15 protein-coding genes are annotated in these 13294 nt (G+C 60.9%); 5 read left to right on the forward strand and 10 right to left on the reverse strand.

Annotated features, from left to right (window positions below; translation table 11 throughout):
• Positions 1 to 56: 56 nt before the first annotated feature.
• Positions 57 to 641 carry a DUF421 domain-containing protein gene (locus GRAN_RS19715; protein WP_128914735.1) on the forward strand — a complete coding sequence of 195 codons (585 nt, stop codon included), beginning with the start codon at positions 57 to 59 and terminating at the stop codon, positions 639 to 641.
• On the opposite strand, the gene GRAN_RS19720 is transcribed toward GRAN_RS19715, so the two are convergent.
• The 10 genes from GRAN_RS19720 to GRAN_RS19765 form a co-directional block, all read right to left on the reverse strand.
• The gene (locus GRAN_RS19720; protein WP_128914736.1) at positions 638 to 832 is read right to left on the reverse strand and encodes a hypothetical protein; all 195 of its coding nucleotides are present in this window, start codon (positions 830 to 832) and stop codon (positions 638 to 640) included. The two genes, GRAN_RS19715 and GRAN_RS19720, sit on opposite strands and share 4 nt — an antisense overlap.
• Before the next feature lie 22 nt (positions 833 to 854).
• Positions 855 to 1475, reverse strand: a complete 621-nt coding sequence (locus tag GRAN_RS19725; RefSeq protein ID WP_128914737.1) for a hypothetical protein — start codon at positions 1473 to 1475, stop codon at positions 855 to 857.
• A 113-nt stretch (positions 1476 to 1588) separates the two neighbouring features.
• Positions 1589 to 2269: an aspartate/glutamate racemase family protein gene (locus tag GRAN_RS19730; RefSeq protein WP_161571068.1), complete on the reverse strand. Its 681-nt coding sequence runs from the start codon at positions 2267 to 2269 to the stop codon at positions 1589 to 1591.
• A gap of 21 nt (positions 2270 to 2290) precedes the next feature.
• Positions 2291 to 2581, reverse strand: coding sequence for a hypothetical protein (locus tag GRAN_RS19735; protein ID WP_128914739.1), 291 nt, complete (start codon positions 2579 to 2581; stop codon positions 2291 to 2293).
• A gap of 33 nt (positions 2582 to 2614) precedes the next feature.
• On the reverse strand, positions 2615 to 3400 hold the full coding sequence (locus GRAN_RS19740) for a carboxypeptidase regulatory-like domain-containing protein (protein ID WP_128914740.1): 786 nt from the start codon (positions 3398 to 3400) through the stop codon (positions 2615 to 2617).
• A 184-nt stretch (positions 3401 to 3584) separates the two neighbouring features.
• Complete coding sequence (locus GRAN_RS19745; protein WP_128914741.1) at positions 3585 to 4610, reverse strand: isocitrate/isopropylmalate dehydrogenase family protein; 1026 nt, start codon at positions 4608 to 4610, stop codon at positions 3585 to 3587.
• Between the two features lie 38 nt (positions 4611 to 4648).
• Complete coding sequence (nrdR, locus tag GRAN_RS19750) at positions 4649 to 5134, reverse strand: transcriptional regulator NrdR (protein ID WP_128914742.1); 486 nt, start codon at positions 5132 to 5134, stop codon at positions 4649 to 4651.
• 41 nt (positions 5135 to 5175) lie between these two features.
• Complete coding sequence (locus GRAN_RS19755) at positions 5176 to 6237, reverse strand: lysylphosphatidylglycerol synthase transmembrane domain-containing protein (RefSeq protein ID WP_128914743.1); 1062 nt, start codon at positions 6235 to 6237, stop codon at positions 5176 to 5178.
• Between the two features lie 20 nt (positions 6238 to 6257).
• A complete protein-coding gene (locus tag GRAN_RS19760; RefSeq protein WP_128914744.1) occupies positions 6258 to 6953 on the reverse strand; it encodes a lytic transglycosylase domain-containing protein in 696 nt (231 codons plus the stop codon).
• 298 nt (positions 6954 to 7251) lie between these two features.
• On the reverse strand, positions 7252 to 8229 hold the full coding sequence (locus GRAN_RS19765; protein ID WP_128914745.1) for an HAD-IIB family hydrolase: 978 nt from the start codon (positions 8227 to 8229) through the stop codon (positions 7252 to 7254).
• 252 nt (positions 8230 to 8481) lie between these two features.
• On the opposite strand from GRAN_RS19765, the gene GRAN_RS19770 reads away from it, so the two are divergent.
• Genes GRAN_RS19770 through GRAN_RS19785 form a run of 4 tightly spaced genes read left to right on the forward strand, consistent with a single transcriptional unit; the run spans position 8482 to position 13290 of the window.
• A complete protein-coding gene (locus GRAN_RS19770; RefSeq protein WP_128914746.1) occupies positions 8482 to 8796 on the forward strand; it encodes a hypothetical protein in 315 nt (104 codons plus the stop codon).
• Positions 8797 to 8845: 49 nt separating this feature from the next.
• Positions 8846 to 10102, forward strand: a complete 1257-nt coding sequence (locus tag GRAN_RS19775) for a threonine synthase (protein WP_128914747.1) — start codon at positions 8846 to 8848, stop codon at positions 10100 to 10102.
• A 24-nt stretch (positions 10103 to 10126) separates the two neighbouring features.
• On the forward strand, positions 10127 to 11515 hold the full coding sequence (locus GRAN_RS19780; protein ID WP_128914748.1) for an MATE family efflux transporter: 1389 nt from the start codon (positions 10127 to 10129) through the stop codon (positions 11513 to 11515).
• Positions 11516 to 11574: 59 nt separating this feature from the next.
• Positions 11575 to 13290: a cryptochrome/photolyase family protein gene (locus tag GRAN_RS19785; RefSeq protein WP_128914749.1), complete on the forward strand. Its 1716-nt coding sequence runs from the start codon at positions 11575 to 11577 to the stop codon at positions 13288 to 13290.
• Positions 13291 to 13294 lie beyond the last annotated feature (4 nt).

Raw genomic sequence — 13294 nt, forward strand, 5'->3', positions numbered from 1 at the left:
GTGGTGCAGAAGCTGGGCCAATGTGCGGCTGACGCGGTCAGCGGACGGGAGATCGCATGATCGAAAGTATGTTTCACCTCCACATGCCGATCCTCGAGAAGATCCTCCGGCCGATGATCGTGTATGTCTGCCTCATCCTATTCCTGAGGCTCTTCGGCAAGAGGGAACTGGCCCAGCTCAACCCCTTCGACCTCGTCGTCCTGCTCAGCCTTTCGAACACCGTTCAGAACGCCATCATCGGAGACGACAATTCGGTTACGGGAGGCATAATCGGAGCCTTCTCCCTCCTGACTGTGAACTGGTTTCTCTCTTGGTTTCTCTATCGCATGCCAAAACTGAACCAGGCTCTCGAGGGCTCTGAGACCGTCCTCATCCGTCACGGTGTGATCGACACGGTAGCGCTCGACAAAGAGAAGATGACGGAGCTTGAGCTTCGTGAGGTTTTACACAAGCAGGGTTTAAGCGACCCTTCCGAGGTCGAGAAGTGCGTCCTCGAACCAAGTGGCAACTTCTATGTCGAACATATGACCCCCTCCAGGGATGATGCCGAACGCTCAGAGTTGATGCGTGCCGTCGAGTCGCTTACCCGCGAGGTCAAAGAGATGCGCGCCGAACTCGCGAGCAGGGGTGCGGTAGCCTAAAGCCCCGGACCTGACGTTCGTAGCCGTTCCAGCGTCTTGGTCAACCGCTCCGGCGGAATCGGCAGCGTGGAATCCTTCACCGCAGCCCTGTACCCTCCGGCATAGATCGAGTACATCACCGCCAGGGCACACCCCACCCCGAAGACGAAGCCCAGGAAGAACCCGATCAGCGCGGCGGAGGAGAAGCTCACCCAGCAAGTCTAGCAGCGGGCGTCAGGCTGCCCTGCGGGGTCCGCGGGACCGGGGAAAATCAAGCGACGGATGCGTCTCCGGCAGAGGACTATTCGGTCCCCCGCCCCGCGCATCCCGCGCATAGCCCTCACGAATCGTGGCAGCCAGGTGGGCGGCGTCTTCCATCTCACGTGCCGCAATCTCCGCCAGCTCGGCCGCCGCGTCGGCCTTCGCCGCGGCAGCCCGGGCAAGCGCCATCAAGGCCACCGCGTCCGCCCTCGCCGCGTCAGCCTGGGCGAGCAGAGCTTCAATCTGGGCCCACTCCGCCCGTCTCTGCAGAAAGGTGTCCGTGCGGGTCTGACTTGCCGCGACCGAGAGTGATTCCGGCGCAGCCTCCACTTCGATTTCGATCGGCGCAGCTTCCGTAGCTTCAACCAAGGCCGTTACGACAATTTCCGGCTGGGTGACCGTCTCCCCGCTCAACTCAACCGCAACGGCTCCTTCTTCTGCCGCCACCGGCTCGACGACAAGGGACTCCAGCCGTTTGGGCACCGCCAACGCTTCCTCGAGTTCCCGTTCCTGTCGCCGCCCCGCAGCGACAGCGAAGGCGCACGGAGCAATCAACATCAGCACAAACACGGAAGCGAGTACGGCGTCGGGCATGATCTCCTGATTTAGCTGCCAGGGATTCGACAGCGCCGCCTCAACTTCGGCAGACGCCCTTCATTGTAAGGCCCACACCAGGGGCTCACAACGGCCGGTTCGCGTCAGGCAGCTTACTCTTCGGCTACTCGCAGCGCCCTTACGATGGCGTCAATGTGCAGCCGTCCGGCGTCGAGCACAGGAAAGCCCCTCTCCCGCGCCGGATCGAAGGCCAGCGATAACTCAGTCCCTGCCAGGACGACAGCCTCGGCCCCGCAATCATGAAGCCCCAGCGCGATTTCTTCCAGTTCATTCACGACTGAAGCTGGAGCAGCCTCATCCCGCACAATCCCGAAATAAAGTTCATGAAGGCGTTCGATGACCGAAGCATGTGGCATGACGACCTCGAAGCGATCCAGCCGCCCGAACAGCGCCGTCTCCACTACCTTCTTCGGCCCAAGCAGTGCAATCCTCCGCACACCCAGCTCCTCGATCGCAGCGAGCATCGTCTCGATCAGGTCTATTCGCCGCGCCTTCGAAGGTGACAGATACTGAGCTGCGATGTGTGGACCGACAGCCGTGATGGCCGTGATGCCCGCTCCCGCAACCTCAAGGGAAGCGAGTAGACCGCCCAGGTAACCCGCCACTTCTTCGAGCCGATCTCCAGCGATAGCCTCAAGCACATAGCTAACATTGGCATGCGCGATAAAGATCGCAGGAGCGAGCTTCGCAGCCTTGAGCATGCGAAGAAGCTCCCGGTAGTAGAAAACAGTGGCAGCCGGGCCCAGCCCGCCCACAAGCCCTATGGCTGCCAACCTCCGATCATCTCGCATACTCTACCGATCCCTACGCCGCCCGCGGCCCTTGTAGTAGGTCCCGCCACCGCTGAAGGCAAGCACAAGCGCGAGCAGATGCAGGAAGAACCACCCGCTCGTTCCCTGATCGAGATAGATGATGTACAGCACCAGCACACGCGGCAGGATGAGCCACATGATCGGTGGCAGAAGACCCGTCAGGTGGAACTCCAGAAGGCCGTTCTCCAGGTAGGTGACCAGCAACGCAATGCGCGGAAGAAACAGCGCCACGACCAGGAAGAGAAACGAAAGATGGTGGATCGGGAAGGTCATCGTATATACCCTGCCGAGCAGTCTACATCGGAGCTACCTGGCCGCGAACGCAAAGTCCGCCGTCGCCGTGGCTTTCGCGTTGACAGTGATCTGCATTGTCTGCTCGCCAAGCTTCTCATGCACCGCGCCGATCGTGTATGTCCCAGCCGGGAGACCACGCAGAGTGAAGTGCCCTGTGGGATCGCTCACAGCAAAGAAGGCCGTGGGAGACACGTTGATAAACGCGTTCATCCACGGATGGTTGTTGCACCGCACCGGGATCATGTTCTCGGCCTGCGGAAAGGACCTCACCTGCGGAGCACCATGCGGACCCTGCGAGATATCGACCGTCTCATTACCCACCGTTGCATCCAGAGTGTGGATGTTATGCATCGTCGGATCGTCGTTATGAAACTCGACGCTTCCTCCACGCATGATCGCGATCACATGCGGGACGTACACGCATCCCTTCTGGTCGAGCACAGCAGGTGTATCTGTCGCGGTCCCAACACTCATGGCCGCGACCGGACCGTTCTTGACATAAAGAAAGACGTTTGCCAGCTTGCCGTTGTTCACGACGTACTGCTCCGCCTTCGGAGATCCACCTGGAGACCCGCAGGCAGGGTCCATCGACGTATCGATCGTAAGCGCCTCAGGCGCCTTGCCCTTGAACGTAATCGTGCCGGTTACATCTCCGAGCGTGGCGGGATTGAGCGGCTCAGACGCCGTAACCGGATCAGCGGTGGGGGCCGGACCGTTCGAGGCGGGAGAAGGAGCCTTCTTGCAAGCCGTGAACACCAGCAGCAAAGCGGCAACAACAGAAACGGGAAATCGATTCATGGGAGGGAGTCTCCTTCATAAGAGCGAGGCGGATCACAGCAAAGAGCCGGTCCAGCCGCGGAAGGCGTGTAAGTATCTATCTGCTGAGATGCATCTCTTCAGTGTGCCGGTCGAATGATCGCCCGAAGCAGGCCGAAAAGACCCCATGCATCGCCAAGTGATGCATGGGGCTTAGAAGCCGTTTCTACTTGGCGCCCATCGCCGCGATCACCGCTTCGCTGAAGGCTTTTGTCCCACTCGTTCCGCCGATATCGCGCGTGAGGGACTTGCCCTCCGCATAGACCGTCTCGAGCGCACCCTGGACGAGATTCGCAGCTGCTGTTTCATCAAGATGATGCAGCATCAGTATCGCCGACTGCAGCAGAGCCGTCGGGTTCGCCTTATCCTGTCCCGCGATATCCGGAGCCGAGCCATGCACCGCCTCGAAGATCGCGCAGTCCGCGCCAAGGTTCGCGCCCGGTACAAGTCCAAGCCCGCCGATCAGTCCGCTGCAAAGATCCGAAAGAATATCGCCGTACAGGTTCTCCGTCAGGATCACGTCGTACTGATACGGATTCATCACCAACTGCATGCACGTGTTATCGACGATGTGCTCGGCATACGTGATCTCGGGATACTCTTCCGCGACCTCCTTGCAGCACTTCAGGAAGAGCCCGTCGGACAGCTTCATGATGTTCGCCTTGTGGATCGCATGCACCTTCTTGCGTCCATGCTTCTTCGCGTATTCGAACGCCGACCGTGCAATCCGCGTGGAGCCCTTCCGGGTAATGATTTTCAGCGATTGCGCGATGTCCGGGTTGATCATCACCTCGAGCCCCGCATATAGGTCTTCGGTGTTCTCACGGAAGATGATGAGGTCAATGTTCGGGTAGTTCGTCTTGATCCCGGGGAGGCTCTTCACCGGGCGGAAGTTCGAGTAGAGATCAAACTTCTTGCGCAGCGTCACGTTGATCGAGGAGAAGCCACCGCCGATGGGCGTGGTCACGGGTCCCTTCAGCGCGACCTTATTCGCCTCAATCGATTCATAAAGCGCCTTCGGGATGTACTCGCCGGTCTTGGCGAACGCATCGGCACCCGCATCGAACGTGTGCCAGTCGAACGAGCTTCCGGTAATCTTCGCGGCTGCTTCGAGGATCGAGACGGTGGCGGCGGTCACTTCCGGACCGATGCCATCTCCAGGGACGAGGGTGATCTTGTGCGTGGTAGCCATAGGTCAGTCAGTCTTCCTTTGCGTGTGTCGTTGATTCGTTATCTTGGTTGGGGACGCTTGCTGCGGGTATCCTTGCCGCTCAGCAGCTCCTCGAGTTCGGCTTTGAATTCGCGCACATCCTTGAAGTCGCGATAGACGCTGGCGAACCGAATATACGCGACCGTATCGATCTCTTTCAGGCGACCCATGATCAGCTCGCCAACAGCTGAAGTGGAACGCTCACGCTCTGGTGAGTCCACGACGAACGCCTCGACCTGGTCGACGATCGACTCAAACTGCGCGGCTGAAACATTGCGCTTCTGGCAGGACTGGATCAGCCCCGAAAGGACCTTCTGCCGGTCGAACTTCTCCCGCCGTCCATCCTTCTTGATGACCATGTACGGGATCTCATCGATCCGCTCGTAGGTGGTAAAACGCTTCTGGCATCGCTCGCATTCGCGCCGGCGGCGGATCGAGTCGGCTTCCTTGCTCTCGCGGGAGTCGACGACACGGTCCTGGGCAAATCCACAGTAAGGGCACTTCATTTAGTTCTGACGATTTTAGCAGCGCAAGGCAGAGACCGTCCCTAAGCCTTGTCAGACTCCAACGTCGATGACTCCTTCGTCGCAGCCCGCAGGCTCACCCGTTCCAGCCGGCTGTAGAAGATCCCGATGGGAATGACGCACAGCACGTTGTTCAGCAGGAGGACGCCGCCACACGCCGTTGCGGCTTCAATCGGCGCGCCATAGAACGTGTACATGGCCGCCGACGTGACGGCCACCTGCGTAAACCAGCCAATGATGGGAAGCTGCAGCAGAGAGCCTCCCATGCTTGCTCCCATCAGGAGCATCACCCGCGAGAAGGGAAGCGTCGCAAGCTCCGGCGTGTGCGGAAACGCGTGAACTGCCTCAACGTAAGAAAACGCGACACACGTCCAGATCAGCATGGAGAGCGCCGAAACGGCGGCAAAGTCGCGTACCGACGAGAGCACATACAGACCCTCACGGAACCCGAGGATCTTCTCCGCGATCCCCTCGCCGAGCGGTTTTGAGACGCGTCCGATCGTCGCCCGCACCATTCTCGCCAGCGCAGGCCCTGCCAGCCGGATCGCCAGGGCAAACCCCGCCAGGAACGCCGTCCCGGCGAGTGCAAGCACCCCGGATCGCACGAAGATCTCGTGATGCGGAGCTGTGCGCGGTGTGATCGCAAGCGCGAACGAAAACAGCACCGCAGCCGCGCCAAGATCGAACATTCTCTCGATCGTGTAGACCGCCACCTGCGACGACACCGAAAGCTCGACACGCTTGCTGATCAGGTAAGGCCGCGTCAGGTCGGCCAGGCGTCCGAAGAGAGAGACCGCCGTGAACCCGATGAACTGCGACCCCGTCAGCGAGAACAGCGGAACCCGCCGCACCGGCGAGATAAATGTGGCCCAGCGGGCCGAACGCATCCAGTAGGTCGAAAGAATCAGGGCGAGTGCGGTCAGCACATGCCATGGGCTCGCCAGCCGCACTTGCTGCACGAACGTAGGGCCGTCGAAGTGGATCCGCGAGCGGAAGTGATAGACCAGGGCGACGAGGCCGAGAGCCACAATGATTATCAGAACGCGCTGGTTTCGTTTCGACGACGAGGGTGAAGCTGCAGGCAAAGTGGCTCTCCGTGTGAGGGTCAGGGCTGGTGAGCGGTGGCCAGGAGGGCTTGTCTCTTGCGGCGGTTGTACTCGGTAATAATGCGGGCGACGTACGCCCGTGTCTCGCGGTAAGGCGGAATGCCGTGATAGCGGTCGACGGCTCCCGGTCCTGCGTTATAGGCCGCGAGCGCAAGCGCGATGTCGTCGTGGTAGCGCGTCAGAAGCTGGTCGAGATACGTCGTGCCGCCGGCAACATTCTGTTCGGGGCGAAAGGCGTCCTGCACACCGAGCGAGCTTGCCGTGCCTGGCATCAACTGCATCAGGCCGCGTGCGCCCGTGCGCGAGACGGCGTTCGCGTGGCCCCCAGATTCGGCGTTGACGAGCGAGGCGAGGAGGTCCGTGTCGATGTGGTGCGCGGCTCCGGCCTGGCTGAGAAGGGAATGAAGGCTGGCCGGAGCCGGGGCGGCAAACGCGGGAAGGGGAGAGGAAGGCAGGATCGCCTTCGGCAGATCCGCCAATGGCTCGATCAGCCGGATAGCCTCAGGAGAAACGTCCATGTAACTCGACGGCTCGGCCCCGTTGGCGTTTGCCTCCGTCAGCGGATACAGCCGGACCTTCCCCGAATCAGGAAGCATCTCCCGCCGCAGGCAGTCCAATTCGAACCCGTTGGTCAGTGTGATGTGCTCAGCAGCCCTCGCAACGGGACCTATGACCGCGGTCGCTGCAAGCAGCATGAAGGCGCGACGAAGTCTGCGGGAGCGCGGCACGCGTTTAGGCTAACATTCCGGGACGGTTATAGGCCTGCATATGGTTTGGACTTTTATGGGAGACAAACGTAGCGAAAGTCTCAGATGGAGAAAGCATCTCTGAATTCGTCCACCGTGCGTGGTGAGCCTATCTCTTTTCGAATGAAGACTTTGAAAAACCCGGCCCAATGTTTTCAAGACTTTAGCAGTGAAGTCCAACGCTAACTCTTATGGATAGAAGACTTTACGCCACTTGGGGGAGTGGGGGATACCGTGGACTCCATTCTCACTCACGCTCAGCGGGCGTATCCGCGAGGACCGATTCGAGAACCTGCGCCACTCCGTCTTCCAGATTTGAGGGCGCAATCGTCCATCCCCGATCCTCGGCAACCGCTCGCAGATCGTCCGGCGCGTTTTCCATGAGCACCGGATGCGCGACCACCTCGAGCATTGAGAGGTCATTCCAGTTATCCCCGATCGCCATGATCTCGCCCGGCACAATCCCTTGCGAGAGCGCGAACCGCAGGATCGCCGTCCCTTTCGAGCAGCCAGCCGGAAGAATATCCACGATCGAGAGATTCCTCTCCGGATACTCCGTCCGCGCAAGCTGAATCTCCACGTCCGGATCCAGCGTCGACTTGCCCACCGGAGACACGCGCCGATCCCGCAGCAGGTGCGCCTCAGCCCGCCGCATCCTCTCCACTGTCCCGCACAGCATCATCTGGATGGGTGCGTCCGCCTCCAGCGCCAGTTCAAGCGGATGCACATGGTCGATGTACGGTTCGTTCGCCTGCATCCACTTCCCGATGCTGTTATGCAGATCCTCTAGCTCCTCGACCACAAGCGCCCCGCGCGTATCGTCCCCATCCGCCCCCACCCGGTCAAACGTAATCACCAGCGCGTTGCGAAACTCGGCCAGATGCGCTAACAGCCAGCGCGAAGTCGAGATAGGCAGATGCGTCGTCTCAATCAACCGCGAGTCCACCATCCGCACGACAGCACCATTCGACGTAATCAGCACGTTCGAAGGCGTCAGCTCCAAAGGCCGCAAGACCCGCATGGCATACGAGTGCCGCCGCCCGGTCGCAATCACAAAATGCACTCCCGCCTGCTCCGCAGCCGCGATCGCCGCGAGGTTTCGAGCCGACACCTTTGCCTCTTCCCCAAGCAGCGTTCCATCCATGTCGACGGCGACTAAACGCACCGGAAGCTTTGCAGGAGATAAGAGATGCGAGGGGGCAGCATTTAGGGCAATCACCTGCATATTCTCTCATCGCGGTGAATGATTATTCGTATGTGCTTCGATAAAAAGCATTTACGGGAAATTCACCATGGCAGCTGTTTGGCGGGACGATAATGAACACAGCATTACAAAGGCTTCGTTATGTTTCACCAATCAACTTCCTCTGCGGTACGCCGTAGTTTGCTGTCAGTTTCCGATCTGGTATTTCCGGCCACTCCGGCCAGCTTTTCCAAGCCAACGCCTCGCTCCCTGCGTCTCGTCGAAGGCGTTTCCATGGCGGATCCCGCTGGCGGCCTCCTCGCGTTCCCCGATATACCCTCCGCAGCCCAGGCGCCCGTAAAGCCCCGTGTTCTGGCCGATATCCTGTCGGCCTCGGCTGGCCGTTTTGCCGCCTTCTGTGCGGAAGCCTCCGTGCTCGTCTTCGTCCTCGGCATCCTCGACCGCTTCCTTCTCAAGGAGCGGATCGAGATCCGATGGATCATCGGAGCGTTCACCGTAAGTGTGGTGCTTCTCGCCCTTAGTGTGGCCGCCGACGTCAGCGCACGTCGCTGGCTCGGCGTAACGCGCATCGGCCCGATCACGCACTGAGTCCCTCGTCCGGAGCCCGGCACAATCCGGGCTCCGGTACCATAACCAGATGCCCGCAATCGCCTTTCTCGAGTGTGTCCGCTGCCACCATCACGTCTCGGCTGATGTGCCGCAGACGCTCTGCCCGCTCTGCGCCGGATCTCTCTACGTTCGTTACGACATGGACTCCCTGAAGCACACCGCGAAGCGCGTCAACCCCGCCCGCTATGCCGCTGAATCTGCCGCAAGCCTCGGGATGTGGCGCTACCGCGACGTCCTGCCGTCCGTCACCCCGGTGACCCTCGCTGAGGGCTGGACCCCCATGCTCCGCAGCAAACGCTACCCAAACCTCTTCGTCAAGGAGGAGGGCGCAAACCCCACCGGCACCTTCAAGGCCCGCGGCCTCTGCCTCGCCGTAACGATGGCAAAGCACTACGGGCTCCAGCACCTCGCCGTGCCGTCAGCAGGGAACGCTGCCGGAGCCCTTGCCGCTTATGCCGCCGCTGCCGGGATCGCCGCCCACATCTTCATGCCCAAAGACGTCCCCTTCGCCAACTACCTCGAAGGCGTCGTGTACGGAGCCGACGTCACCATGGTCGACGGCCTCATCTCCGACTGCGCCCGTATGGTCGGCGAGCGCATCAAGGCCCAGAAGGAAACCGGGACCGACCCATCGCAGGTCTGGTTCGACATCTCTACCCTCAAGGAACCCTTCCGCGTCGAGGGTAAGAAGACCATGGGCTATGAACTCGTCGAGCAGCTTGGCTGGGAGTACCCCGACGCCGTCTTCTACCCCACCGGAGGAGGCGTAGGCCTCATCGGCATGTGGAAGGCCTTCGAAGAAATGGAAGCCCTCGGCTGGGTCACTGGCAAGCGCCCCCGCATGTTCGCGCTGCAGTCGAGCGGATGCGCCCCCGTCGCGCAAGCGTATGCCGAAGGCAAGGACGTCAGCACTTTCTTCGAGCACGCCTCCACCTTTGCCGCAGGTCTCCGTGTACCCAAGCCCTACGGCGACGTCATCATCCTCGAGATCGTCCGCGCCTCCGGGGGTGCCGCCCTCGCCTATTCTGACGAGGCCATCCTCGCGAGCGTCCTCGATTGGGCCAAGCAGGAAGGAATATTCCTCTCACCCGAAGGCGCGGCCGCAACGGCAGCCTACGACTCGCTCATCGCTTCAGGAGACCTCAAGTCAACCGACCGCGTCGTTCTCTTCAACACCGGGGGCGGCCTCAAATACACTGATATGACCGCCGAGGCTATGCATCTTCGGCGTCCCGGCACGCTGCCAACCAGCATGCCCGTCGGCGGAATCATTACGCCTGTCTAACTCATAACAACACTAAGGACGGCTATGCCTGTCAAAGAACAGATACGGCCGATGCTGACCCTTGCCCTTCCACTTATCCTTGCCGAACTCGGCTGGATGGCGATGGGCATCGTCGACACCATCATGGTCGGCCACATGGATCGTCCCGTCCTGGCGATCGGCTCTGCCGCGCTCGGGCAGGTGCTCTACAACACCGTAACTTTCGGCATCGCTGGTGTCCTCCTCGGTCTTGATACCTACCTCTCGCAATCGCAAGGTGCAGGCGAACTCGACGAGGCGAACCGCTGGTTCCTGCATGGCCTCATCCTCGCCGGCGGCCTCGCCCTCTCGCTCATCACCGTAGTCCTGCTCGCGCCCCTTGCCTTGATGCGCATGCCGATCGACCACGGCGTCCTCGTCGGCGCGGTCAGCTTCCTGCACGCGCTCAACTGGGGCACACCCGCTCTCTTCCTCTACTTCGCCCTCCGCCGCTATCTACAGGCGTTCAACCACGTCAAGCCCATCGCGGTCGCGCTTGTCACGGCGAATCTTTGCAACATCCTCATGGACTGGCTCCTCATCTATGGCCATAGCTGGGGCCATCACTGGGGCTCGATCAGCATCCCGGCGATGGGTGTTTACGGCGCAGGCCTTTCGACCTCGATCTCCCGCCTCTACCTCGCCGTCTTCCTGATCGTCACCATCCTCCGCGTCGATCGCCGTCACGACTACGGCCTTCGCCGCATGACACGCCGCTTCGAGAAGGCCCGCGTCTGGAAGCTCGCCGCTCTCGGAGCCCCCGCCGGCGCGCAGATATTCGTCGAGATCTCCATCTTCGGAGCGGTTACCTTCCTCATCGGAACGATGGGAGCCGTGCCTCTCGCCGGACATGAGATCGCCCTCAACTGCGCCAGCTTCACCTTCATGATTCCGCTGGCTATCTCCGCCGCCGCCTCCGTCCGCGTCGGCCAGGCCATCGGCCGCAAGTCGCCCGAACAAGCGCGTTCGGCTGGATGGGCGGCCATCGCCCTCGGCGCAGGTTGCATGGCAGTCATGTCCCTCATCCTCACCGTCGTGCCCGGAGTCATTGCAGGCTCCTTCACGCATGACACCAGCATCATCGCTGCGACAATCCCGCTCCTCTACGTGGCCGCCGCGTTTCAGTTCTTCGACGGCCTCCAGATCACCGCCAATGGAGCCCTTCGCGGAGCCGGGAACACCCATGCCGGCCTCTACGTTCAGCTCCTCGGCTACTGGGTCATCGGATTGCCCGTCGGCTGCTGGCTCGGCTTTCATATGAAGCTCGGAGCCGTCGGGTTGTGGATGGGTTTATGTGCTGGACTCGTCGTCGCCGGTGTTCTCCTAACTACGACGTGGGCCAGAACGACAAGGAAGCTCGAAACGGCAAGCGTTATCGAGCCATCAGTTCGATGAACGGAAACCGGAACTCCCAGGATGTTGTCGTTGCCTGCTCTCGAGGCATCACACCGGGCATGCCTTCCTTCGCAGAGCAGATCGCAAAGTCCGCTCCCGATGCCGCCGACATCAAGCAGCGTCGCTGGATTTATATCCCTTACGATCGCTACACCGACCGCACTGGCCCACTCACCGAGCAGAGCGCCGCTGCGACCGGCGTTGTCATCGTCGAATCAACGGCCAAGGCACTGCGCCGTCCCTATCACAAGAAAAAGCTTGTCGTGCTCATCTCGAACATGCGCCACTTCGCTCTCGAACAGGCCGCACGCGGAGTTTCCGTTCTCTACGTCTTCTCGCCGAAGAGCCATGGGCAGGCTCTCGTCGATGTACAGCGCGAGCACGCGTTACCCGAGCTCACCTGTATGACTCCCGCCGAGCGTGAGCTGCGCCTCGATCTCGCGACCGCCATTGAGAATGGCCTTCAAATGAAGTTTGCCGAAGACACCACTTGGGCTTCGAGGACCGCCGACTTCACTGAGGTCTACGGCACGTACAAGCCGGGCAAGAGCTATGTCATGGATCGTTTCTACCGCAAGGCTCGGCAGAAGACCGGCATCCTCATGCAGAACGGAAAGCCCGTCGGCGGACAGTTCTCCTTCGATGCCGATAACCGCAATCCATACAAGAACCAGATCCCCGTTCCCAAGCCTCCGAAATTCCGGCCCGATCCGATTACTGAGGAGGTAATCGCCTTTGTCGGCGAGACCTACGCGCAGCACTTCGGCGAGATCGACGGCTTTGACCTTCCATGTACCCAGGCAGACTGCGATCTCATGTGGCGCTTCGCCCTCGAGCATCTTCTTCCGCACTTTGGCCCCTTCGAAGACGCCATGCGCGACGACCACGGCCAGCTCTTCCACTCGAAGACCTCGGTTTTGCTGAACCTCGGCCGCCTGCTCGCTCTTGACCTCGTCCGAGACGTCGCCCAGGCGGCCGAGGCGGGAGCCATCCCACTCGCGAGCGCGGAGGGCTTCATTCGCCAACTCCTTGGCTGGCGCGAGTTCATGCGTCATCTGCACGGGGAGACCGACGGCTATCGCCTCCTCGCCGGCCACGTTCCACAGGAGCATAGACGCTTCACCCAAGAGGTCTCCCCTGACCGGACCGAAGAGGCAACCAAAGCCTACGCATCAGCCATAAGCAAGGCCGATCCCTATGCTGGAGCAAGGCCCTCAGCCCTCGGCGCATCCCTTCCTTTACCCGCTGTTTACTGGGGCGTGAAGTCCGGTCTGCACTGCATGGACACTGTCGTCGCCCAGGTCATTCAGGAGGGATGGTCGCATCACATCACGCGCCTTATGGTTCTCTCGAACCTGGCTAATCTTTGCGGGTTCTCCCCACGCGAGCTCACCGACTGGTTCTGGTTCGCTTATGTCGACGCCTACGACTGGGTGGTCGAACCCAACGTTCTCGGCATGGCCACGTACGCCGACGGAGGCCTCACCGCTACCAAGCCTTATGTCTCAGGCGCCGCCTACATCAATCGCATGTCGAACTTCTGCGGCCACTGCCAGTACGACCCGAAGAAGTCCACTGGCCCAGGTTCATGCCCGTTCACCTCGCTCTACTGGACCTTCCTCGAGCGGAACCAGGACATCCTCGCCGGCAACTTCCGCCTCCAGATGCCCTACAATACGCTCCGCAAAAAGCCCGCCCAGGAACTTATGCAACTCCGAGCACGTGCCGAAGAAGCCATCGCGCATTTACAGTCTTTCAAGCGCCCCGCTTACTGATCCG

Source organism: Granulicella sibirica (assembly GCF_004115155.1).
Lineage (GTDB): Bacteria > Acidobacteriota > Terriglobia > Terriglobales > Acidobacteriaceae > Edaphobacter > Edaphobacter sibiricus.

What these genes read in the sequence shown, in the direction of transcription:
- GRAN_RS19715 (WP_128914735.1), top strand. Translation starts at nt 57, where the DNA reads ATGATCGAAAGTATGTTTCACCTCCACATGCCGATCCTCGAGAAGATC.
- GRAN_RS19725 (WP_128914737.1), bottom strand. Translation starts at nt 1,475, where the DNA reads ATGCCCGACGCCGTACTCGCTTCCGTGTTTGTGCTGATGTTGATTGCT.
- GRAN_RS19735 (WP_128914739.1), bottom strand. Translation starts at nt 2,581, where the DNA reads ATGACCTTCCCGATCCACCATCTTTCGTTTCTCTTCCTGGTCGTGGCG.
- GRAN_RS19740 (WP_128914740.1), bottom strand. Translation starts at nt 3,400, where the DNA reads ATGAATCGATTTCCCGTTTCTGTTGTTGCCGCTTTGCTGCTGGTGTTC.
- GRAN_RS19745 (WP_128914741.1), bottom strand. Translation starts at nt 4,610, where the DNA reads ATGGCTACCACGCACAAGATCACCCTCGTCCCTGGAGATGGCATCGGT.
- nrdR (WP_128914742.1), bottom strand. Translation starts at nt 5,134, where the DNA reads ATGAAGTGCCCTTACTGTGGATTTGCCCAGGACCGTGTCGTCGACTCC.
- GRAN_RS19760 (WP_128914744.1), bottom strand. Translation starts at nt 6,953, where the DNA reads ATGCTGCTTGCAGCGACCGCGGTCATAGGTCCCGTTGCGAGGGCTGCT.
- GRAN_RS19765 (WP_128914745.1), bottom strand. Translation starts at nt 8,229, where the DNA reads ATGCAGGTGATTGCCCTAAATGCTGCCCCCTCGCATCTCTTATCTCCT.
- GRAN_RS19770 (WP_128914746.1), top strand. Translation starts at nt 8,482, where the DNA reads ATGGCGGATCCCGCTGGCGGCCTCCTCGCGTTCCCCGATATACCCTCC.
- GRAN_RS19775 (WP_128914747.1), top strand. Translation starts at nt 8,846, where the DNA reads ATGCCCGCAATCGCCTTTCTCGAGTGTGTCCGCTGCCACCATCACGTC.
- GRAN_RS19780 (WP_128914748.1), top strand. Translation starts at nt 10,127, where the DNA reads ATGCCTGTCAAAGAACAGATACGGCCGATGCTGACCCTTGCCCTTCCA.
- GRAN_RS19785 (WP_128914749.1), top strand. Translation starts at nt 11,575, where the DNA reads ATGCCTTCCTTCGCAGAGCAGATCGCAAAGTCCGCTCCCGATGCCGCC.